Below are 22174 nucleotides of genomic sequence, written 5' to 3'. Positions count from 1 at the left end.
CGGCCGCCGAGTCGGCGGCCCCGCCCGGCAGGGGCTTTTGCGGGGGCGGGGGCGGCTGCACCGGCCCGGCCCGCGCAGCAGAAACCCACGGCGTCCGAGCTGGTCGGACACCGTGGGCCTCAACTGGTCCGCCTGTCGGCGGAAGGGTCTGGCTAGTAGACCGGCTTGTGCGGTTCGATCTGGTTGACCCAGCCGATCACGCCACCACCGACGTGGACGGCGTCGGAGAAGCCCGCCGACTTCAGAACCGCGAGGACTTCCGCACTACGGACACCCGTCTTGCAATGCAAGACGATCTTCCTGTCCTGCGGGAGGCTCTCCAGGGCGGTGCCCATGAGGAACTCGTTCTTCGGGATCAGACGGGCGCCGGGGATCGAGACGATCTCGTACTCGTTGATCTCGCGGACATCGATGATGTCGATGCTCTCGCCGTCGTCGATCCACTCCTTGAGCTGCTTGGGAGTGATCGTGGAGTCGGCCGCCGCCGCCTGGGCCTCCTCGGACACGACGCCGCAGAAGGCCTCGTAGTCGATGAGCTCGGTGACGGTCGGGTTCTCGCCGCAGACCGCGCAGTCCGGGTCCTTGCGGACCTTGACCTGGCGGTACTGCATCTCCAGGGCGTCGTAGATCATCAGGCGGCCGACCAGCGGCTCACCGATGCCCGCGAGGAGCTTGATGGCCTCGTTGACCTGGATGGAGCCGATGGACGCGCACAGCACGCCCAGCACGCCGCCCTCGGCGCAGGAGGGGACCATGCCCGGGGGCGGGGGCTCCGGGTAGAGGCAGCGGTAGCAGGGGCCGTGCTCGGACCAGAAGACGGAGGCCTGACCGTCGAAGCGGTAGATCGAGCCCCACACGTACGGCTTGTTCAGCAGCACGCAGGCGTCGTTGACGAGGTAACGCGTCGCGAAGTTGTCCGTGCCGTCGACGATCAGGTCGTACTGGCTGAAGATGTCCATCACGTTGTCGGCCTCGAGCCGCTCCTCGTGAAGGATCACGTTCACGTACGGGTTGATGCCCTTGACGCTGTCGCGGGCGGACTCGGCCTTGGAGCGGCCGATATCGGACTGGCTGTGAATGATCTGGCGCTGGAGGTTCGACTCGTCGACCTCGTCGAACTCCACGATGCCGAGCGTGCCGACGCCCGCCGCGGCGAGGTACATCAGCGCCGGCGAGCCCAGGCCGCCGGCGCCCACACAGAGCACCTTGGCGTTCTTCAGCCGCTTCTGCCCGTCCATCCCGACGTCCGGGATGATCAGGTGGCGGGAGTACCGGCGAACCTCGTCTACGGTGAGCTCGGCGGCCGGCTCGACCAGGGGTGGCAGCGACACGGGGACTCCGTTGGTCGGTCGATCACTACATTTGTTCTCCTGGTAACAGTGCCATGGCCTTTTTCATTCCGAGACACCTGTTCCGATCCGCGAGACGATTTCGTCCCAGTAGCCGGGCATGGTCTCCCAGGGGTCGGTGCGGCCGGAGCGGTCCATGCGGTCGGTGAACCAGATCGTCGCGGCGCCCTGCCAGCGGGCGATGCGCAGCGCCTCGTCGAGATGGCCGAGGGGCACCCCCTGGACGAAGTGGCAGAAGCGGTCGGGCGGATAGTCGGCCGTCCACTCCGCGACCTGGGACCAGCGGTAGTCGTTCCACGAGCCCCTGAAGGTGACCAGTTGGTCGGCGCACTCGGCATAGCCGGGGTGCGGATGGGTGTTGTGGCCGAAGACGATGTGCGCCTTGTCACGCAGGGTGCGCAGTGCGGTGGCCATGCGGCGGATCTCGGGCAGGGCGGTCCGTTCGGTCGGGCAGCGGTCCAGGAGGAAGCCGTCGACCCGGTACCAGTCGATGTACCGGTGCGCCTCGGAGATCACCTCGCCGAAGGGGCTGCCGCCGCGTGCCGTGTCCAGGTGGCCGAGGACGCGGATCCCCGCGTTGCGCAGCCGCCCGGCGGCCTCCAGGCAGTGCGGATCGGGGCGGGTGCCGGGGCCGTCGGCGACGTTCAGGACGACCCAGTCCAGGGGGATGCCGGGGCGGGTGAGTTCGCCCCATTCGGTGGGCGCGAGCAGGGGGTGGGCGTAGCCGGGTACGCCGAGGCCGGTGCGGAGGGCGGTGCTCGACGCGGCCTGTTTTGTGCCGGTCAGATACGGCATGCGGCCTCCATCCAGATGTCGCCGAGGGACTCTTCGAGGTTGATGCGGGGGCGCCAGCCGAGCCGGTCGCGCGCGGTGCGTACATCGGCCTGCTGCCAGCTGCCGCAGCCGTCCGGGTACGGGTACGCGACCGGGGCGTGGCCGGCGTGGGCCGCGTGCGTCATGTGGTCCGGGTCGGTGCGGGGGTGGCCGATGGACGGTCGCAACGGGACGGGAGGTCCGTCGAGTTCATGGAGGGCGCCGCCGTAGCCGGCCACGCGGGCGAGGACCGCCGCGGCGTCACGGAGGCGGACGGCGCGGCCGGAGCCGATGTTGATGACGCCCTGGGCGGCGGAGAGCGAGGCGGCGTGGACCGCGCGGGCGACGTCGCGGACGTCGACGAAGTCGCGCTGAGCGCCCAGGCCGGTGAGCTTGAGCTCGCCGTCGCCCGACTGCATCGCTCGGCGCATGGCCTCGGCGAGCCGGCCGAGCGGGGAGCCGGCGGGGGTGCCGGGGCCCGCGGGCGAGAAGACGCGCAGGACCACGGCGTCCAGACCGGAGCCCAGGACCAGTTCGGTGGCGGCGAGTTTGCTGACGCCGTAGGGGCCGCCGGGGCGGGGTACGGCGTCCTCGGCCGTGGAGGAGCCGGGCTGGCTCGGACCGTATTCGGCGCCGCAGCCGATCTGCACGAGCCGGGCGCCGCAACCGCTGCGGCGCAGGGCCTCGCAGACGGTGGCGACGGCGACGGTGTTGTGGCGGGTCAGTTCGCGGGCGCCGCCCCTGGTGGCACCGGCGCAGTTGATGACCACGCCGGGGTGGACCGCGTCGAGGAAGCGGGTGAGGGCGCCGGGGCTGCCGGACGCGAGGTCGAAGCGGACATCGGCGTCGTCGCCGCGGCCCAGGGCGGTGAGTTGGACAGCGGGGTCGGCGAGGAGGCGGTCCGCCACGAAGCGGCCGAGGTAGCCGTTGGCTCCGATCAGCAGGACTCTCATCGGGCGGCTCCCGGAGCCGAGTGGTGATCGGGTCGGGAGGTGATCATTCGGGGGTCTCCTTCATGGGGCTTCAGGCCGAGGGACTTTCGGGGAGAAGGACTTCTGGGGGTTCGGACTTGTGCGGGTGCGGACTTCTGCGGGTGCGGGGCGTACGACTGCGGCGGCAGCTGCCGTCGGGCACGGGTTTGCGTTGCGCCCGACGGGGCGTCAGGGGTCGGGGCCGCTGCGCGACGGGGGTGGCCGGCGGGTCGTCACGGCCGGTCCTGTGAGGCGTGTGCCGACGCGGTGCTCAGCGTCCGCATCGAATGGAGCAGGAGGACCAGGGCCCCCGCGCCGCAGGCCGTTGCCGGGACGGCGCCCGGGCCCCAGGTGTCGACGAGGGTCCTGAACGGCGTCGCCAGCCAGGCGCAGCCGGGGAGGCGGGAGGCGAAGGCGGCGGCCAGGGCCGTTGCCTCGGCAGTGGCCGTGGCGGTGAGGACCAGGGCGGGGGCGTGGGTGAAGCCGTGGGTCGTCAGGAGGCGGGCGAGGAGCAGCAGGGCGCCGAGGGCGAGGGTCTGGGGGAAGGCGGCGGGCTCGTCCAGGGCCGTGGTGGTCAGCAGCAGGAGGGCCGTGAGGGCGCAGAGGTAGAGAGCGACGGTGCCGAGGAGCAGGGGCTTGACAGAGGTGGCGAACTCTTCCAGGGCTCGGCTGGCCGACAGTTTGCGACGCGCTCGTACGGCGAGGAGATGAGCGCACCATGCCGCGGGGGCGACGGACACGGTGAGGGCGAGGACGGGGGCGGTGGCGAGGGGCCAGGAGCCGTCGGCGGTGCCGGTGGGCAGGGCGTCTGGGGCCGCGGTGGCGGCTGCGCGGAGGAGTCCGTCGCCGAGGAGGGCGTAGGTGATGAGCCAGCTGATCCTGGTGGCCGTCGGGTGCCTGCGCTCCTTGGCCGCGAAGGGGCCGCGGGCCAGGGCCACGCGCAGGGCCAGGGCGACGGCGAGGGTTCCTACGGCGGCCGTGATCAGACGGGACTGGCCTTGTGTGAGGTGCAGGCCGGTCACGGTGGCCGCGCACAAGGCTCCGGGGAGGAGGGTGAGGAGCAGCCAGTCGGCACGGACGCGGGTCGTGGGGACGGCATGCGAGCTGGGCAGCGGCTGGTCCCCGTCGCGGGGCACTCGGGCGTACATCTCCTCGGCGAGGGAGAAGACGTCGCGGTGCAGAAAGCGTGCCGCTGTGCGGTCGGTGATGCCGTGTGCTTCCAGGCCGGCGGCGATCTCCAACGGGTCGACCGCTCGCTCGCACAGGTCACGATGCCGGTGCATGAGCGCTTTCACGGGGTCGGCGCCGGTCCGGCGGGCGGGGGCCGTCCGGTGGGTGGGGGTGGTGCGGGTGCCGGTGGCGTGGGGCGCGGTGGCGTGGGTCGCGGTGGGCTTCGAACTGCCGACGGCAAGGGGCTCCGGGCTGCCGGCGGCAGGCACCTGCGAGTTGCCGACGGCAGGCCGCTCCGCGCTACCGGCGGTACGGAACTCCGAACCGCCGACAGCAACCGGCTCCGGACTGCCGGCGGCAGGCGACTCCCCGCCACCGGCAACGGCTCCGAGGTCACTCATAGCGCCCCCTCCGTCGCCGGGAGCGCGGCGGCGCGCACCGGACGCCCCGAGCGGTCGGGGGCGCCGCGGGCCGGCAGGCGGGGGGCGCGTTCGGTCCAGCGGCCGGGGACGTGGGCCTCGGCGGGGAACGCGAAGGGCAAGGGGGCCCCGGCGTCGTCGAGGACGACGCGGCGGACCGGGGTGCGCGAGACGATCTCCAGGTAAATGCCGTGAAATGCCGCGACGTTCTGCTCGACGGTGAACAGTTCGAGCGCCCGCGCCCGAGCTGCCGCGCCCAGGCGCGCACGTCGCTCGGGGTCGCGCAGCAGCGCCACACAGGCCTCAGCGAGCGCCCGCGGATTGCGCGGCGGTACGACGAGACCGGTGCCGCCGATGACCTCCACCACCGCGCCGACGTCGGTGGACACCGTCGCGCGCCCGCAGAACATGGCCTCGACCAGGCTGACCGGGAATCCCTCGACGACACTGGACAGGACGGCCACGGCGCCCGAGGCGTACGCCTCGGCGAGCGTCGGGGCCTCCGGGCCGCCGAGTTCCTCGAAGGAGACCGGGTTGTCGCCGACGGTGTGCGGGCCCTCGGCCTCGTCGGGGAAGAGTTGCGCGGCCAGTGTTCTGCAATGGCCGAGGTAGGCGGCGCCCTCCACCCCCGAGGGGCTGCCGATGATGCGCAGGCGCGTCTGCGGCTCCTCCTTGCGGATCTCGGCGAAGGCATGGAGCAACGACACCAAGTCCCTGGCCGGTTCGACCCGGCCGACCCAGACGAGCGAGTCCGGGTCCGCGCACTCGGGGGTCTCACCGACCTCCGCGAAGCGGGTGGCGTCCATGCCGGGGTAGACCGTGCGGAGCTTGTCGCGGTCGGCGCCGCAGCGCTCCTGCCAGCGGCGGGCATGGGCGTTGCCGGGCGTGACGACGGCGGCGCGGGCATAGGTCTCGGCGGCGAGCCTGCCGTGGAAGGCGGCGAGCAGGGATCGTACGGCGGGTGAGGACTCGGTGGTGGCGAGGTAGTGCGTGCGGAGCCGGACGCCGTACTCGGTCACCAGCAGCGGTACGCCGCAGAAGTGGCGGGCGAGCAGCCCCGGCAGGGCCGCCGAGCCGCCTGAGGCGGCGTGGCACAGGTCGGCCGCGCCCAGTCCGTCGTCCTCGTACCAGTCGAGCGAGAGGGGGCGCAGGGCGCGCTCCAGGTGTGCGGCGACCGTCAGCAGATCGGGTACGCGCGCCTCACGCGCCGTGCGCAGGGCGCCCCGCGCCCGACAGGCGCGCTCGAGGGTGCGTACGGCGGACTCGGAGCGGAGCGCGCCCACCAGCCCGCCCTCGTCGCGGGCGAGTTCGGCGAGGCCGTACAGCGCGTTGGCGAAACGGTCCGCCTCAGCGGCCGAGGCGTCCTCGGCACCATCGCCGGCGCCTCCCCCACTCCCGGTGCAGAGCACGGCCGCCAACTCGCCGTAGCACTCGGCGAACCGCCTGCGCGCACGGCGGCCATGGGTGACCCCGTCCTCCTCGGCTGTCCAGAGCGGCGCGGTACGCACGCGGCTGACCTGCGCCGGCAGGGGAACCCAGCCTTCGTCCTCCTGCTGCTGGCTGCGGCTGAGCGCGTAGATGTCGAACTCGTGCTGTCCGAGCCCGCGCACGAGCCGGTCGCACCAGAGCCTGGCGTCACCGCTCACATACGGATAGCCACCCTCCGCAATCAGTCCGATGCGCACGAGTACACCCCCGATCTCCCTTGAGGGGAGCCGCCGTTCCCCCGGCGGCTCGCAGCGGGAAGAACGTATGCGGACAAGGCGGTGGCGCGACGGACGGTTGTCCATCGCGCCACCAAAAGGGGTGAACGGTCGTAACTTTCCCGTGCAGGACGCGTTTCGTCGCGCTAGGAGATCAGGCGCGTACGGATCGTCATGCCATGGCCGGCCGGACGGTCACATCGCGCCCGTCCGCAAGGCGACAGGTGAGCCGCCTGTCAACTCCCCGGATAAGGCCAGGGGTTGGCCCGGCAGCGGATCCCGTCGTGGTCGAGGAACTTGGTCTGCTGCTGCATGACCGGGGCGAGGTCGCCGTCCTTGTCGCAGGTGACGTGATCGAAGCCGAGCCGGTGGCCGACCTCGTGGTTGATCAGCATCTGCCGGTAGGCGTACATGCGGTCACCGTAGGTCTCGGCCCCCTGCGCCCATCGGTACGCGTTGATCATCACGCGCTCGGTGGAGGCCGAGTCGCACGAGACGTTCTGCTCGGCGGTGTCGAGTCCTGACTTGGCGCACCATTCGGCGGTGGTGCCGGGGCTGGCCAGGGTGATGACGAAGCGGGGCTTGCCGGAGTGGATGCGCTCGAAGGTACGGGCGCCGTCGTGGGACCAGCTCCGGTCGTCGTTGAGCGTCCTGTGCACGGCCTCGGCGAAGAGTTCACCGTCGAGCCCGAGCCCCTGCTCCACATCCACGCGATAGGTGAACTTCTGTCCCGTGCCGGGCGCCTTGTCGATCCCCGGAATCGCGTCGAACTTCCCCGACCCCTCGACCGTGGCACCGAGCGCGTACTTCTCGCCCATCTTCTGCTCGTACGTCAGGGGCGTCGCGCTCGGCGGACCGGAGGGCGTCGGCCGTCCGTCCCCGCGCGAGGCGGGGTCGCGCGCGTCCCTCGCCTGATCGGTGGAGGACTGCGACTGAACGTCGGCGTCGTCCCCGCCCTGTGCGACCTGACCGGCGACGACCACGGCCAGCGCGGTGACCACGGCTGCCGCCGCGATGCCGGTGAACGCACGGCCCTTGCCGCCCTTGCCCACCACGGGCTCGCCGGTCGGCGGTCGCTCGGCGTCGGCGTCGGTGTCGCCAGCCACTCCGACGCCGGGACCGGGGTCCCAGTCGGTGACGGAGGCGTACTGGTCGGAGGCGTACGGATCGGAGGTGTGCGGGGCCTCGGGCCTGAGGGGCGCGAAGACGTCGGTGTCCTCGCCGAAGGCGGCGAGGTAGTCCTGCCGGGGCCCCTCGGACGGGGACGCCCGCCGGGGGCGGGGCAGGGAGGCTCCGGTGGCCGACGGAGCGCCCGCCACCCCGGGAGCGCCGTAAGCGACCCCGGTCCGCCCCTTCAGCTCGCCCCACCCGCCACCGGGTTCACGCTGCTCGGGGTGCCCGGCACGGGTCTGCGGGATGCCGTGGCCGGGGGTGCCGTCGGGGAGCCCGGGGAAGCCGTGCGCCGGTGTGCCGTCGGAGAAAGCCGGGAAGCCGTGCGCGGGCGTGCCGTCGGGGAACCTCGGAACCCCCTGCGCGGGCGTGCCGTCCGACGCGCCCCGTCCGCCGTACGCCGGCACCGCACCCGTCGTCCAACTCCCCTGAGCCTCGCCCGGACCCGGACCCGGACCTCCATGCGGTCCCGGCACGGAGGGGCCCCGCTGGGCCGGGCCGGCCTCGGGCTGTGCCGCCCGGGCCCCCTGTCGTGCGGTTGCTTCCGCGGCGTCGCGCTGGGCGGCGAGCCCGCGGCGACTGTGGCGTCCCACTTCGCGCCTCAGCTCCCCGCGTTCTCGGTCACGGCCTTGTCCCTGTCCGCGTCCCCAGCGGCCCTCTCGCCACCGGAACGACCGGCGCCCGGCGGTTCCCCCACCTCGGCGGCGAACTCTCGGAACGCGCGGGCGACCAGATCGGGATACTCCATCATCGCCACGTGCCCGGCCTCCGGCAGGGTCAGCAGTCGGGAGGAACGGAAGCTGCGCGCGGCCTTGCGGCACATGCGGTAGCCCACGAGCTGGTCCCGGCCGCCGTAGATGAGCAGCGTCGGCGCCAGCACCCGCTCGGCCTGGCGCCACAGCGCGTGCTGCCCGCCCAGCGTGTACGCGTTGACCAGCCCCCGTGCGGAACGGGTCATCGCGTCCCAGAAGTACGGCAGTTGCAGCCGGCGTTCCATCTCCTGGACCGCGTTGCGGAACCCTTCCGGCGTCACGAGCCCGGGGTCGCCGTAGCAAAGGCGCGTCACGCCCCGGACCCGCTGCTCCGCCGTCCACCGCCTGGTGATCCGGGTGAAGAGCGCGGTCACCCCGGGCACCGCCAGCAGCCCCGTGGGCACGGCGGTGCGCTGGACGCGGAGCTCCGGCAGCGCGGGCGACACGAGGGTGAGGGTACGGACGAGGTCGGGGCGCACCGCGGCGACGCGCGTGGTGACCGCGCCGCCGAGCGAGTTGCCGAAGAGGTGAACGGGGCCGCGGCCGGAGGAGTCCAGATAACGGATCACCGCGCGTGCGTGCGCGGTGATCGAGTAGTCGCCGTCGTCCGGTGGCGGCGAGTCGCCGAAGCCCGGCAGGTCGACGGCCTCGCAGTCGACCTCGCCGTCGAGCCGCTCCATCAGCGCCGACCAGTTCTGGGAGGAACCGCCGAGCCCGTGGACGTACAGCGCGGGCGGCAGCCCCTCGCGCGCGGGGGGCCTCGACCGCACCGTCAGCGTGATCCCCGGCAGCCCGACCGACCGCAGGCGCTCGCCCTCCGCGACCCTGACGGCCGACACCTTGGGCAGCACATTGGCGGCCGGCACGGACGGGAGCTCGGTCGAAGACATGCGGCAATGTTACGAGACGATCACGTCGTGGTTCATGTGTTCGCCATCACAAGTCGACACGTACATGGCAGATTCCGGTCCGGGGAACGCGGACTCGGACGTCACGCTCACGGAAGCCGTCCGAAAGCAGTCCTGAAGCCGTCCGAAAGCAGTCCTGAAGCCGTCCGAAAGCAGTCCTGAAGCAGCCGAAGCGGTCCTGATCGGTCCGCCGAATCGTTCCGTCCATCGGTCCGCCGATCGTTCCGCCCTCGGTCGCCGATCAGTCCGACACCCGCCGCAATCGCCCGAGGATCCCCCCGCGCATGGCATAGCGTCCGAAATCGGTGTCTCCTAGGCTCGTACGCAGGGCACCCGTAGGAGTGCCCCTGCTTCACCCAGGGACGTCGTGCCCTCCGGGGACGTTCTAGGAAGGGAGCCCGCCATGGCCGTCGATCCCACCGACCCCGAGACCTTCACGGACGAGGACGTCGAGGAAGACCAGGAGTTCGACGTGGAGGCCCCTCCGGCCGACGCGGCCGAACAGCACGCCGATGTACGGCCGGACCGCGACGACCCGCTCACCGGCGTGGACCCGGACCGGGCCAACGAGGCGGATCTGGTCGAACAGGCGCGCGTCGTCTCCATCGACGAGGACGACTATCGGTGACCCCGGCCCGCTCGGAGCGTCGCTGAACAGGAAAGAGGCGCCCCCTTGCCCGTTCCGCACCGGTTTCAAACCCTCTGCGCGACTTTCGTCACCGTCCGGTCCGTGAAATTCTGCGCTCGTACCGCGCACACCCGGGTTACCGAAAAGTACGATGGCGACGCGGCGCACACCGCATGTGGACGACATTGGGAGGCGGCGTGACAGCCATCGAGCAGACAGAGGCGGCACGCCCGCGGGGCACGCGCCTGCCGCGCCGTGCCCGACGGAACCAGCTGCTGGGCGCTGCCCAGGAGGTCTTCGTCGCGCAGGGCTACCACGCTGCCGCGATGGATGACATCGCCGAGCGCGCCGGAGTCAGCAAGCCGGTGCTCTACCAGCACTTCCCGGGCAAGCTCGACCTCTACCTCGCGCTGCTGGACCAGCACTGCGAGTCCCTGATCCAGGCTGTACGGCACGCCCTCGCGTCGACGACCGACAACAAGCAGCGGGTCAGGGCGACCATGGACGCGTACTTCGCGTACGTCGAGGACGACGGCGGCGCCTTCCGCCTGGTCTTCGAGTCGGACCTGACCAACGAGCCCGCCGTGCGCGAGCGCGTCGACAAGGTCACGAACGACTGCGCGGAGGCGATCTGCGACGTCATCGCCGAGGACACCGGCCTCTCGCGCGCGGAGTCGATGCTGCTGGCCTCCGGCCTCGGCGGCCTCGCCCAGGTGGTGGCCCGTTCCTGGCTGCACAGCGACCGCAGCGTGCCGCGCGACCAGGCGGTGCAGCTGCTCACCTCGCTGGCCTGGCGTGGTATCGCCGGCTTCCCGCTGCACGGCTCCGAGCACCACTGACGCGACGCGCACGCGCGCGGGGCGCCGCACCGGCACGTACGTCCGGTACGCACACGCGTGTGCGGGGCGTTTGTTCCCGTCCGCTGTTCGCTCCTGGCGTTCTCGGGCGGAGGGTGCACGTCCCCTCACCGGGCTAATGTGTGCTGGGTACAGCGCGGAAGGTCGCGCACTTCACTGACCGTCGGAGGGACATAGCCGTGGAGGTCAAGATCGGCGTGCAGCACGCGCCCCGCGAGATCGTTCTGGAGAGCGGTCAGAGCGCCGAGGAGGTCGAGCGGGCCGTGTCCGAGGCGCTGGCCGGCAAGTCGCAGCTGCTGAGCCTCGTGGACGAGCACGGCCGTAAGGTCCTGGTCCCGGCCGACCGTCTCGCGTACGTGGAGCTCGGCGAGCCGGCCCCGCGCAAGGTGGGCTTCGGCGCGCTGTAGGAAGACGCCGACAGACAGGCGTGACAGCAGGGCCCGGCGACTCAGGTCGCCGGGCCCTGCTGCTTCAGCTCCCACCGCTTCCGCTGTCCCGCCGTACCCCTGGACTCCTCCACGAATGGAGCACGGTTCGATCACAGGGGAGGATTGCATTCCGCAGGTCAGGGGTATGACGGGCTACGACCGATTTGAGCAGGCCGGCCATGTGGGAGGGACCCCAACATGCTCTTGGAAGCGCTCAGCTCCGCGATCCTCGGCCTGGCCCTGGCGTGGGCTGCCGTCCACCGGCTGCCGCACCGTCTGCCCACCCGCTCGCTGGTCCTGCCGACAGGCGTCGCCGGTGCTCTCTTCGGCGCTTTCCTCACGCACACCGCGCTGGACTTCGCCAACCTCCTGGTGATCCTCGTCGGCGCCGCGATCGTCTCCGCCGCCTCGCTCTCCCTGCTGGTACGCCCGGCGGGAAGACTCCGCCGTCACTCGGCGACCGCGTAGACCCCGAGGACCGGCCGCCGGAGTCGTGACGCGCCTGCGGGGCCGAGGCCGGGGCTCACCGATCGGCCCCGGCCCGCGTCACACGCCGCACCCGGCTTCGAAGACGAGGCCCGACACCGCACGAGGCACGAGGCACCGGGCACCGGGCACCGGGCACCGGGCACCGGGCACCAGGCACCCCACCACTAAGCCGCGAGGCCCAGCGCGGCCATCCGCTTGGTGTGCGCCTCGGTGATCCGCGAGAACATCTTGCCGACCTCGGCGAGGTCGAACCCGTCCGCGACGCCGCCCACGAGCATCGTCGACAGTGCGTCCCGGTCGGCGACCACGCGCTGCGACTGCGACAGCGCCTCGCCCATCAGCCGTCGCGCCCACAGCGCGAGCCGTCCGCCCACGCGCGGATCGGCGTCGATCGCCGCGCGCACCTTCTCCACGGCGAACGAGGCATGCCCGGTGTCGTCGAGCACGGCCAGCACCAGCCCGCGCGTGTCCGAGTCGAGCCGGGCCGCGACCTCCCGGTAGAAGTCACTGGCGATCGAGTCACCGACGTACGCCTTCACCAGCCCCTCGAGCCAGTCCGACGGAGCCGTCTGCTTGTGGAACCCGTCCAGGGCGGCGACGAACGGCTCCATGGCCTGCGTGGGCTCGGCCCCGATGTCGGTGAGCCGGTCCCGCAGCTTCTCGTAGTGGTGGAACTCGGCCGACGCCATCTTCGCCAGCTCCGCCTTGTCCGCCAGCGTCGGCGCCAGCTTCGCGTCCTCCGCCAGCCGCTCGAACGCCGCCAGCTCGCCGTAGGCCAGCGCGCCGAGCAGATCGACGACAGCGGCCCGGTACTGCGGATCGGCCGAGGCCTGCGCCCAGTCCTGGGCGGCGACCCCGGTGTGTTCGACGGTGGAGTCGGCGGTGTCGGAGGCGTCAGGGGTGTTGTCAGGCGTCGTCATGAAGCGCACAATAGCCCGCTCATCGCGTCACGGAAGGCCCTGGTCAATCAGTGTGACGCCGACTACGTGACCAATTCGGCCATCGCATGTGCGCGATTCCGGGGTATGGTGGTAATGCGCCCGCTGAGTACTCAGACGTATCTCGACGGGCCGCACGTTATGAGGATGCCCGGTCGGTGGCCCGATCGGCTCCGACCCGACAGCCCTCCCCGGCCGTACGGCACTGTGCGTACGACGACCGGAGGGACACCCTCAGCGGTACGAGCGCTAGAGCGTCGGCAGTGGTCCCGTGTCCTACGGCCCGACCGTATGGCAGCCGACGTCCCCGACACGGTCCGTCAAGACCCCCGCGCTCGCCTCGCACCGCGTACACAGAAGAGGCAGCACCCTGACTACGACTTTCCGAGAGCTCGGAATCCTTCCCGAGACCGCCGAGGCCCTTGAGGCCGTCGGCATCGTCAATCCCTTCCCCATCCAGGAGATGACCCTCCCCGTCGCCCTCTCCGGCACGGACGTCATCGGCCAGGCCAAGACCGGCACCGGCAAGACGCTGGGCTTCGGTCTCCCGCTTCTGGAGCGCGTCACCGTCCCCGCCGACGTGGAGGCCGGCCGCGCCCAGCCCGAGGCGCTCACCGACGCCCCGCAGGCGCTCGTCGTCGTCCCCACCCGCGAGCTGTGCACGCAGGTCACCAACGACCTGCTGACCGCGGGCAAGGTGCGTAACGTACGCGTCCTCGCCATCTACGGCGGCCGGGCCTACGAGCCGCAGGTCGAGGCCCTGAAGAAGGGCGTCGACGTGATCGTCGGCACCCCCGGGCGACTGCTGGACCTCGCGGGCCAGAAGAAGCTCAACCTCAAGCACATCAAGGCGCTCGTCCTCGACGAGGCCGACGAGATGCTCGACCTGGGCTTCCTGCCCGACGTCGAGAAGATCATCGACATGCTGCCGGCCCGGCGCCAGACCATGCTGTTCTCGGCGACCATGCCGGGCGCGGTCATCGGCCTCGCCCGCCGCTACATGTCGCAGCCGACCCACATCCGCGCCACCGCGCCGGACGACGAGGGCGTGACCGTCGCGAACATCGCGCAGCACGTCTACCGCGCGCACAACATGGACAAGCCGGAGATGGTCGCGCGCATACTGCAGGCCGACGGCCGGGGACTGGCCATGGTCTTCTGCCGCACCAAGCGCACGGCGGCCGACCTCGCCGACCAGCTGCAGCAGCGCGGCTTCGCCTCGGGCGCGGTCCACGGCGACCTCGGCCAGGGCGCCCGTGAGCAGGCGCTGCGTGCCTTCCGCAACGGCAAGGTGGATGTCCTCGTCTGCACCGATGTCGCCGCGCGCGGCATCGACGTCGAGGGCGTGACCCACGTCATCAACTACCAGTCGCCGGAGGACGAGAAGACGTACCTGCACCGCATCGGCCGCACCGGCCGCGCGGGCGCCTCGGGTACGGCGATCACGCTGGTCGACTGGGACGACATCCCGCGCTGGCAGCTGATCAACAAGGCGCTGGAGCTCAACTTCAACGACCCGCCGGAGACGTACTCCACGTCCCCGCACCTCTTCGAGGAACTGAAGATCCCCGCGGGCACCAAGGGTGTCCTGCCCCGCTCGGAGCGCACCCGCGCCGGGCTGGCGGCGGAGGAGCTGGAGGACCTCGGCGAGACCGGTGGCCGCGGTGCGCGCGGTCGCGGTGGCCGGGGCGGCCGGGACGAGTCCCGTTCGTCCTCGTCCGACCGCGAGCGCGAACGCCCGGCGCGTACGCCGCGTCGCCGTCGCCGTACGCGCGGCGGGACCCCGCTGGACGCCACCTCGGCGCCCGCCGGTACGCCTACGCCGGACGAGTCGGCCGAGTCCGCCACGGCGGAGTCGGGCACCGCTCGCACCCCGCGCCGCCGTCGGCGTACCCGCGGCGGGGCGGCGGCCGAGTCGGCCCCGGTCGCCACGACCGCCGCAACGACCGCCGCCGCGGACGCCGCCGAGGCTGCCGTGACGACGGCGGAGGGCCCGGCCCTGGACACCGTCGAGGAGACCACGGCCAAGCCGCGCCGCCGTCGGACCCGCAAGTCGGCCGAGGCGAAGGCGACTTCGGCCGAGACGGTCGCGACGACGCCCGAGATCGCCGCGCCGGCGCCGGAGACCGTCGCGGCTCCGGAGGCCACGCAGGTCGCACAGGACTCGCAGCCGCAGGAAGCACCCGCCGCCAAGCCGCGCCGTCGCACCCGCAAGGCGACCGTCGCCGCGGAGACGGCCGTCGACACCGCCGAGGGCAACACCGAGGCCGTACGGGAGACCCCGGCGGCCGACGCCCCGGAGGCGACCGAGGCCAAGCCGCGCCGCCGTACGCGTAAGGCAGCGACTGCCGCCGAGCCGACCGCGCCGGAGACGGCCGTCGACACGGCGGAGGCCGCCGAGGCCAAGCCGAAGGCACGCCGCACCCGCAAGACCGCGGCCACCGCCGACGCTGCCACGGTGCCGGCGCAGACGGCCCAGGAGCCGGAGGCCGAGGAGGCCAAGCCGAAGACGCGCCGGACCCGTAAGACCGCGGTCGCCCCCGAGGCGGCGGTCGACACGGCCGAGGGCACGGAGGCCAAGCCGAAGGTGCGCCGCACCCGCAAGGCCGCGGCCACCGCCGAGGAAGCCGTCGACACGGCCGAGGCCACTGAGGCCAAGCCGCGCCGGACCCGCAAGGCCACCGCGGCGACCGTCGCGGAGCCGGAGGCCGCCGAGGCCAAGCCCAAGGCACGCCGCACCCGCAAGACCGCGGCCACCGCCGAGGAAGCCGTCGACACGGCCGAGGCCACGGAGGCCAAGCCGCGCCGGACCCGCAAGGCCACCGCGGCGACCGTCGCGGACCCGGAGGCCGCCGAGGCCAAGCCCAAGGCACGCCGCACCCGCAAGACCGCGGCGTCCTCCGCCCCGGCCGCGGGCATCCCGGCGCAGGCCACGCAGGAACCCACGGCCACGGAGGCGCCCGCGCCTCGCCGCCGTACCCGCAAGGCCACGGCCGCCGCGGAGCCCGCGGAGAGCTGAGTCCCGTACGACGGCCCGGTCCCACCACGCGTGGGGCCGGGCCGTCGGCATTCTCCCGGATGCCGTCCGGATCCCCCGGGATGACCCGAGGCGGTGCAGCACACGTCGGTGCCGGCGATCCGAGCCGTCCCGATGTTCTTCCCGATGTCCGCCCCGACGGCCGCCCCGACCCGCGCCACCGCCCGCTCCGCCCGCTACCCTCCCCCCGTGACCACCGAACCCGCCTTCACGCCGCCCCCGAACGCCCGCGCCTACCCCCTCCACACTTCACGTGGCGCCTTCGCCGTGGTCGACCACCCCGTCGCCCCCGGCGTCGAACCCCGAGGTGCCGCCCTGCTGCTCCCCGGGTTCACGGGCAGCAAGGAGGACTTCACGCTGATGCATGAGCCGTTCGCGGCGCGCGGCTACCGCACGATCGCCGTGGACGGACGCGGGCAGCACGAGTCGGACGGCCCCGAGGACGACGAATCGGCTTACGCGCGGGGCGAGTTGGCCAGGGATGTGCTGGCCCAGGCGGCGGCGCTGGAGACCGGTGACAGTCCGCTCCACCTCCTCGGCCACTCCCTGGGCGGCCAGATCGCCCGTGCCGCCGTCCTGCTGGACCACACGCCGTTTCGTTCGCTGACCCTCATGGCGTCCGGCCCGGCGCAGATCTCCGACTCCCAGCAGCAGCGTGTGAAGCTGCTGCGGGACGCGCTGGCGGTGATGACGATGGCCGAGACCTGGGAGGCGATCCTCGCGATGGGACCGCCGGAGGAAGTCGGCGGACCGGCGCGCGGCATCGGCGGTCCGGAGCTGCTGCGCCGCCGCTGGCTCGGCACGAAGCCCGCTCAACTCATCGCCACGGGACGGCAGTTGACCACAGAACCGGACCGCGTCGACGAACTCGCCGCTCTCCCGCTGCCGTTCCATGTGCTGTCCGGCGCGAGTGACGACACCTGGCCGGTTCCCCTGCTCGACGACATGGCCGTACGGCTGAAGGCCCGCCGCAGCATCATCCCCGGCGCCGAGCACTCCCCCAACGCCGACCAGCCCCTGCTCACCGCCCGGGCCGTCGCCGACTTCTGGGAGAGCGTCGACGGGCCGGACGCGTCCGCCACCGCGCCCACGGACGCCTAGCGCTCGCCTGGCCAGTGCCCGCCCGGTACGGCACCAGCGCTCGCCTAGTACTGCGCCTGGAGGTGCTCCCAGAACCCGTCGCGCAGCGCCCGCCGCAGATCCGCCTGCCCGCGCAGCGAGTACTGGAGCAGCCCCTCGGCCTCCACCAGTAGATCCTGGTCCACCGACCCGGGCAGATACGGGTGCCCGGGCAGCAGTTCCACCAGGGACTCCCGCCCGCGCGCCACGAGCCACTTCGCGGCGATCTGGGCGCCGACGAACCGGACGTCCTCGCGGGTGGGCCGCGCACCCGCGGTCTCGAAGGCGGCGGCGGTACGCCGGGAGACGTACGGCTTGAAGAAGTCGAGGTCGAAGGTGCGCTGGCTGTCGACCTCCCAGAGCAGCGGCTCGGCCTGGTTGCGGCCCTCCGGTGCCTCGATGCCCCACAGGTGCACCCGCGCCCCGTACCCCTGTGCCGCCTCGACCGCCGACACCAGGTCCTCGTCCCCGCCGAGCAGGGCCGCGTCGCTGATGGCGCGATGGCGGGCCAGTGATTCCAGGTCGGTCCTGATGAGGGAGTCGACGCCTTTCTGCTGGTTGTTGGCGTTGAGATTGCCCAGCCGCACCTTCACATCGGGCAGCTCGGCGATCGACTGCTGCTCCGCCGTGTGGATGCGGCGCCGGGCGCCGTCGTACCAGTAGACCCGCAGCAGCCTGCTGTCCGCGAAGATCGTGCGCGCCTTGTCGATGAGTGCCTCGATCAGCCCCTCGGCGTCCAGATCGAAGGCCCGGCGGTCCTCCGTTCCGGCGACCAGCCTGCCCGCAGCGGCGTACAGATAGCCCGCGTCGACGAAGATCGCATGGGTGGAGGGCGTCTTCGCCACCTCGGCGAGCATGCGTTGCAGCAGCTCGTTGGTGCGGTCGATGCGGGCGCCGAGCGCCGCGAGGTCGTCGTTCATCGTCTCCATTGTCCCGGCGGTCACGCTGCGAACACAACCGGTCCCGGTCGGTCCCGCATCGGTCTCTCAGCAGCCGCTTACCGGTCAGTAGTTAGCCAATCGAAAATTTTCTTTAGCGTAGGGAATGTTTGACCCTCACTCACCGTTGCATACGTGTGTAACCGAGTAGTTCTCCTCAGGAGGATGACCAGACGAAGGGAGAAGCCATGCGCTTCGAGATCATGCGACTCGACGAGGTCGACGGCACGGCCGTGGACAGCACCGTCGTGGACGCCGCCTCCGTCAACCGGATCGTTCAGCAGGCCGCCGCTGTCGGCCAGCGTCTTTGGATCCGCCCGACCGAAACCACGGCCTCGTGACATACGGCCTCGTGATTTTCTGAATCTACGGCTCGTAGTGTTCTGAGCTGATTGCCGATGACTCAGGGCCCCGTACGGCAGTGACGCCGTACGGGGCCCTTGTGCGTGGCGAGGCCGGGCGGGCCTCAGCCTCCCTTGATGACCTGGGTGACGCCGTTGATGATCTGCTGCACGGCGATCGCCGACAGCATCATGCCCGCGAGCCGCGTCACCAGGACCACGCCGCCGTCCTTGATGACCCGGATGATCAGCAGCGAGTACCGCATCACGAGCCACAGCACGACATGGATGGCGAGGATCGCCGACCACACGGAAACCTGCGTGGCGACGCTGCCGGCCTTCTGCACGGCGAGGATGACCGACACGATCGCACCCGGCCCGGCCAGCAGCGGCATGCCGAGCGGTACGAGGGCGACGTTGACGTCCTTGGTCTGCTTCGGCTCGTCCGTCTTGCCGGTGAGCAGGTCGAGCGCGATCAGCAGGAGCAGCAGCCCGCCCGCGATCATCAGCGCGGGGACGGAGACATGCAGGTAGTTGAGGATCTGGTGGCCGAGGAGCCCGAAGACCGTGATCACCGCGCCGGCCACACAGACGGCCTGGAAGGCCATGCGCCGCTGCACCTTGGCCGGCCGGCCCGCGGTGAGGGCGAGGAAGATCGGGGTGATCCCAGGGGGATCCATGATGACGAAGAGGGTCAGGAAGAGGGAGCCGAAGACGGCGACGTCGAACATACGGAGATGGCCTTGCGAGGTGAGTGAACGCGCGGTGGGCAGGCAGCACTACCGCTGTGGGCAGACGTTCCGCGAGGCGGAACGCGTGGGCAGAGCCGACGGTGCCGGGTGCCGTGACGGACAGGAAGGTGACCGGCTCAGTTCCCGCCGGCCCCCGGCACGGGAAACGCCCCGGTCGCCCGTCGCGTGATCTCGCCGTACACCTCGGGATCGGTCGTGTACTCCCCGAGCACGCAGGTCTTGCGGCTGCCGTGGTAGTCGCTCGACCCCGTCGCCAGCAGCCCGAGCTCCTTCGCGAGCCCGCGCAGTCGCGCCCGCGCGTCGGGGTCGTGGTCCATGTGGTCGACCTCGATGCCGTCGAGTCCGGCCGCGGCCATCTTCGCGATCGCGGCGTCCGGCACCGTCCGGCCCCGCTTGCTCGCGGCCGGGTGCGCGAAGACCGCGACGCCGCCCGCGGCCTTGATCAGCCGGATCGCCTCGAACGGATCGGTCTCGTGCTTCGCGACGTAGGCCCGTCCGCCGTCGGCGAGCCAGTCCTCGGTGAAGGCGTCTCCCACGGTCGGTACGACCCCGAGCTCGACCAGCGCGGAGGCGACGTGCGGGCGTCCGACCGAGCCGTCACCGGCGATGCGCAGCACCTGCTCCCAGGTGACGGGCACGTCCAGCGCGTTGAGCTTGGCGACCATGCCCCGGGCCCGGGGAACCCGGTCGTCGCGCACCAGCTCACGCTCCGCGAGCAGCGCGGGCTCCTCGGGGTCGAAGAGGTAGGCGAGCATGTGCATGCTGATGCCATCGACACGGCAGGACAGCTCGGCGCCGGTGACGAGGGTGAGCCCCGCCGGCAGCGCGGCGATCGCCTCGGCGTACCCGCGGGTGGTGTCGTGATCGGTGAGCCCCACCACGTCCAGCCCGGCCGCGGCGGCACGCCGCACCAGCTCGGCCGGCGTGTCCGTGCCGTCGGAAGCGGTGGAGTGGGTGTGCAGGTCGATACGCACGACACGGACTCCAGACGACGACGAAACGGAAAGGGCCGCTCAAGGATAACCGCATTTTCAACGACCCCTGTCACACCCGCACCCCACTAGCGCCCCCTACACCCGACCCGCAGGGCGCGCGGAACGGCGTGACCGGCCACCGAACACAGACAGCGACAGCCGCACACGCCGACCGGCCACGAGGCCCGGACCACCGACATTGCCGCACACGCCGACCGACCGCGAGACCCCGGACCACCGACAGCCGCACACGCCGACCGACCGCGAGACCCGGACCACCGACAGCCGCGCACGCCCCCGATGCCCGCGGCCCACGCCCGCGGCCCACGCCTGCGGCCCGCAGCCCCAGGCGCCCTACGACCCCAGGGCCCCTACGGCTCCAGCAAGCGCGGCGAGAGCGCCCCGCACGGCACCAGATCCACCTCGGCGCCGGCGTCCCGCAGGTCCGTCAGCACCATCTCGTCGTACATCAACAACCCGGACTGCTCGGGCCACACCACCGCCCACAGCCACATCCCGAGCGCCTCCCCCGCGAAGACGGCACGGTCGTCGGGGGTGCCGGAGACATGCCACAGCGGCGTGGGGCGGCCGGCGGCGAGGACTTTGACCTGGGGCGGCTTCTCGACGTTCATGTACAGCCCGGGGTCCGGGCCGTCCATGCCGGCATAGCGCGCGCCGAGGCCGACGCCGAGTTCCTCGGCGACCAGGATCAACTCCCCCATGCCGCCGAGCGGGCCGGGCCCGGAGCAGGCCACGGCGGTGGCACGGCCGCCGCCGCGGTCGTCGCCCGCACTCGCGACACCCGTGAACAGCCAGCCGATCGGCAGCGGCCACGGCATCCACACCGGCACCTGTGTGCGGTGCACCACGACGCCGAGGGCCTCGACGCTGGGCGGGATCACGGGCTGCACCGGATGCACGGTGCCGTGCACAGCACACTGCCAGGTGTCGGCGAAGAGTCCGGGAGCCCTGACCCGGCCACCACACTTCGGGCAACTGGGTTCGCCCCTCATAGGGCCCCACGGTCCTACCCCTTGTGCGTCACGTCAAGGACGATCACCCGTCCGGACGGAACCCGCGCGCACCTATTTAGATGTAGCTGACATTAATTAGATTAGCTAATATATTCTTTGCATCGACCACGCAATCAACCAACCAGCACCGTCGGGATTGGAGAACGGAATGGACCCCCTCGACGCGGGAGCGGGCGGCATCCTCCGGCAGCCGAAGGCCGTCTGGGCGACCGCCGGCGCGTCCGTCGTGGCCTTCATGGGCATCGGGCTCGTCGACCCGATCCTGCCGTCCATCGCCAGCGGCCTGAATGCCACGGCCGGCCAAGTCTCCCTGCTCTTCACCTCGTACTTCCTCATCACCGCCGTGGCGATGCTGCTCACCGGGTTCGTCTCCAGCCGTATCGGCGGGCGCCGAACGCTGCTGCTCGGCCTCGCCCTCGTGGTCGTCTTCGCCGGACTCTCGGGGACCTCCGGCTCGGTCGGCGAACTGGTCGGCTTCCGGGCGGGCTGGGGACTCGGCAACGCCCTGTTCGTCTCCACGGCCCTCGCGGTCATCGTCGGGGCGGCGGCCGGCGGCAGCGCGGCGGCGATCCTGCTGTACGAGTCCGCGCTGGGCCTCGGCATGGCATGCGGTCCACTGCTGGGCGCGCTGCTCGGGGACGCGAGCTGGCGCTACCCGTTCTTCGGTACGGCCTTCCTGATGGCCGTCGGCTTCCTGTGCATCGCGGCCTTCCTCAAGGAGCAGCCGAAGCCGGCCCGCAGGACCTCGCTCCTGGACCCCGTGAAGGCGCTCGGCCACGGGGGCCTGGCGGCCACGGCGGTCTCGGCGTTCTTCTACAACTACACGTTCTTCACCGTGCTGGCCTTCACACCGTTCGTGCTCGACATGAGCCCGTACCGCTCGGGTGCGGTGTTCTTCGCCTGGGGTGTGCTGCTCGCCGTGTTCTCGGTGATCGTGGCGCCGCGCATGCAGAAGCGGTTCGGCTCACTGAAGGTGCTCGGCGGCTCCCTGGTGCTGCTCGCCGCGGACGTACTCGTCCTCGGCTACGGCGGCCACACCACCGCCGTCGTCTGCACGATCCTGTCCGGCGCGTTCATCGGCGTGAACAACACCGTCTACACGGAGCTGGCCCTCGGCGTCTCGGATGCCCCGCGCCCGGTGGCGAGCGCGGGCTACAACTTCGTCCGGTGGTTCGCGGCGGCTGCGGCGCCGTTCTTCGCGCCGAGGATCGAGGAGTGGACCGGCAGTGTCCGCGTCCCGTTCGCCGCGGCGACGGTCACCGCCCTCGCGGGCGCGCTCGTGGTCGTCGTACGGCGGAGGGCGCTCACGCACGAGGCGGCGGAGCTCCGGCCGAAGCACGCGGCCGGGGACCCGGTCACCGTGTTCGCCAACTGATGCTTTTCG

At 71.8% G+C, this 22174-nt stretch carries 20 protein-coding genes; 8 read left to right on the top strand and 12 right to left on the bottom strand.

Annotated features, from left to right (window positions below):
- Positions 1-152: 152 nt before the first annotated feature.
- From moeZ to ACHBTE_RS21665, 7 genes are all read right to left on the bottom strand, one after another.
- Positions 153-1331 (bottom strand): adenylyltransferase/sulfurtransferase MoeZ, encoded by a 1179-nt coding sequence (gene moeZ / locus ACHBTE_RS21695; RefSeq protein ID WP_394725655.1) that lies wholly within the window; start codon positions 1329-1331, stop codon positions 153-155.
- Between the two features lie 63 nt (positions 1332-1394).
- Positions 1395-2144, bottom strand: coding sequence for a spherulation-specific family 4 protein (locus ACHBTE_RS21690; protein WP_394725654.1), 750 nt, complete (start codon positions 2142-2144; stop codon positions 1395-1397).
- Positions 2132-3115, bottom strand: coding sequence for an NAD-dependent epimerase/dehydratase family protein (locus ACHBTE_RS21685; RefSeq protein ID WP_394725653.1), 984 nt, complete (start codon positions 3113-3115; stop codon positions 2132-2134). Before ACHBTE_RS21685 ends, ACHBTE_RS21690 begins: the two co-directional genes overlap by 13 nt.
- 251 nt (positions 3116-3366) lie before the next feature.
- Positions 3367-4704, bottom strand: a complete 1338-nt coding sequence (locus ACHBTE_RS21680) for a hypothetical protein (protein ID WP_394725652.1) — start codon at positions 4702-4704, stop codon at positions 3367-3369.
- Positions 4701-6407: a DUF3492 domain-containing protein gene (locus ACHBTE_RS21675; RefSeq protein WP_394725651.1), complete on the bottom strand. Its 1707-nt coding sequence runs from the start codon at positions 6405-6407 to the stop codon at positions 4701-4703. The genes ACHBTE_RS21680 and ACHBTE_RS21675 overlap by 4 nt, the downstream gene beginning before the upstream one ends.
- Positions 6408-6661: 254 nt before the next feature.
- A complete protein-coding gene (locus ACHBTE_RS21670; RefSeq protein WP_394725650.1) occupies positions 6662-8188 on the bottom strand; it encodes a DUF3152 domain-containing protein in 1527 nt (508 codons plus the stop codon).
- 8 nt (positions 8189-8196) lie between these two features.
- Entirely contained in the window at positions 8197-9237 is a 1041-nt protein-coding gene (locus tag ACHBTE_RS21665) for an alpha/beta fold hydrolase (protein WP_394725649.1), read from the bottom strand.
- A gap of 421 nt (positions 9238-9658) precedes the next feature.
- On the opposite strand from ACHBTE_RS21665, the gene ACHBTE_RS21660 reads away from it, so the two are divergent.
- From ACHBTE_RS21660 to ACHBTE_RS21645, 4 genes are all read left to right on the top strand, one after another.
- Positions 9659-9883, top strand: a complete 225-nt coding sequence (locus tag ACHBTE_RS21660) for a hypothetical protein (protein WP_394725648.1) — start codon at positions 9659-9661, stop codon at positions 9881-9883.
- Positions 9884-10080: 197 nt separating this feature from the next.
- Positions 10081-10722 (top strand): TetR/AcrR family transcriptional regulator, encoded by a 642-nt coding sequence (locus tag ACHBTE_RS21655; RefSeq protein WP_394725647.1) that lies wholly within the window; start codon positions 10081-10083, stop codon positions 10720-10722.
- Between the two features lie 197 nt (positions 10723-10919).
- Positions 10920-11147 carry a DUF3107 domain-containing protein gene (locus ACHBTE_RS21650; RefSeq protein WP_019754243.1) on the top strand — a complete coding sequence of 76 codons (228 nt, stop codon included), beginning with the start codon at positions 10920-10922 and terminating at the stop codon, positions 11145-11147.
- 219 nt (positions 11148-11366) lie between these two features.
- The gene (locus ACHBTE_RS21645; RefSeq protein ID WP_394725646.1) at positions 11367-11636 is read left to right on the top strand and encodes a hypothetical protein; all 270 of its coding nucleotides are present in this window, start codon (positions 11367-11369) and stop codon (positions 11634-11636) included.
- Positions 11637-11821: 185 nt separating this feature from the next.
- Here ACHBTE_RS21645 and ACHBTE_RS21640 read toward each other — a convergent pair whose 3' ends face one another.
- Positions 11822-12586: a ferritin-like fold-containing protein gene (locus tag ACHBTE_RS21640; protein WP_394725645.1), complete on the bottom strand. Its 765-nt coding sequence runs from the start codon at positions 12584-12586 to the stop codon at positions 11822-11824.
- A 472-nt stretch (positions 12587-13058) separates the two neighbouring features.
- On the opposite strand from ACHBTE_RS21640, the gene ACHBTE_RS21635 reads away from it, so the two are divergent.
- A complete protein-coding gene (locus ACHBTE_RS21635) occupies positions 13059-15614 on the top strand; it encodes a DEAD/DEAH box helicase (protein ID WP_394725644.1) in 2556 nt (851 codons plus the stop codon).
- A gap of 207 nt (positions 15615-15821) precedes the next feature.
- Positions 15822-16733 carry an alpha/beta fold hydrolase gene (locus tag ACHBTE_RS21630; RefSeq protein ID WP_394725643.1) on the top strand — a complete coding sequence of 304 codons (912 nt, stop codon included), beginning with the start codon at positions 15822-15824 and terminating at the stop codon, positions 16731-16733.
- Positions 16734-16777: 44 nt separating this feature from the next.
- Here ACHBTE_RS21630 and ACHBTE_RS21625 read toward each other — a convergent pair whose 3' ends face one another.
- Entirely contained in the window at positions 16778-17671 is an 894-nt protein-coding gene (locus ACHBTE_RS21625; protein ID WP_394725642.1) for an NYN domain-containing protein, read from the bottom strand.
- A 206-nt stretch (positions 17672-17877) separates the two neighbouring features.
- On the opposite strand from ACHBTE_RS21625, the gene ACHBTE_RS21620 reads away from it, so the two are divergent.
- A complete protein-coding gene (locus ACHBTE_RS21620) occupies positions 17878-18030 on the top strand; it encodes a hypothetical protein (protein ID WP_394725641.1) in 153 nt (50 codons plus the stop codon).
- A 125-nt stretch (positions 18031-18155) separates the two neighbouring features.
- Here the strand turns inward: ACHBTE_RS21620 and ACHBTE_RS21615 are convergent, their stop codons facing one another.
- From ACHBTE_RS21615 to ACHBTE_RS21605, 3 genes are all read right to left on the bottom strand, one after another.
- On the bottom strand, positions 18156-18761 hold the full coding sequence (locus ACHBTE_RS21615; protein WP_394725640.1) for a MarC family protein: 606 nt from the start codon (positions 18759-18761) through the stop codon (positions 18156-18158).
- A gap of 137 nt (positions 18762-18898) precedes the next feature.
- Positions 18899-19756 carry a PHP domain-containing protein gene (locus tag ACHBTE_RS21610; RefSeq protein WP_394725639.1) on the bottom strand — a complete coding sequence of 286 codons (858 nt, stop codon included), beginning with the start codon at positions 19754-19756 and terminating at the stop codon, positions 18899-18901.
- 371 nt (positions 19757-20127) lie between these two features.
- Complete coding sequence (locus ACHBTE_RS21605) at positions 20128-20769, bottom strand: DUF6758 family protein (protein ID WP_394725638.1); 642 nt, start codon at positions 20767-20769, stop codon at positions 20128-20130.
- 169 nt (positions 20770-20938) lie between these two features.
- Here ACHBTE_RS21605 and ACHBTE_RS21600 point away from each other — a divergent pair, with 169 nt between their 5' ends.
- Positions 20939-22165, top strand: a complete 1227-nt coding sequence (locus ACHBTE_RS21600; RefSeq protein ID WP_394725637.1) for an MFS transporter — start codon at positions 20939-20941, stop codon at positions 22163-22165.
- Positions 22166-22174: the final 9 nt, after the last annotated feature.

The sequence above is a fragment of the Streptomyces sp. M41 genome (genome assembly GCF_043673425.1).
Lineage (GTDB): Bacteria > Actinomycetota > Actinomycetes > Streptomycetales > Streptomycetaceae > Streptomyces.
The sequence above is the reverse complement of the archived record's forward strand: the minus strand, read 5'-3'. Positions and strand labels throughout refer to the sequence as shown.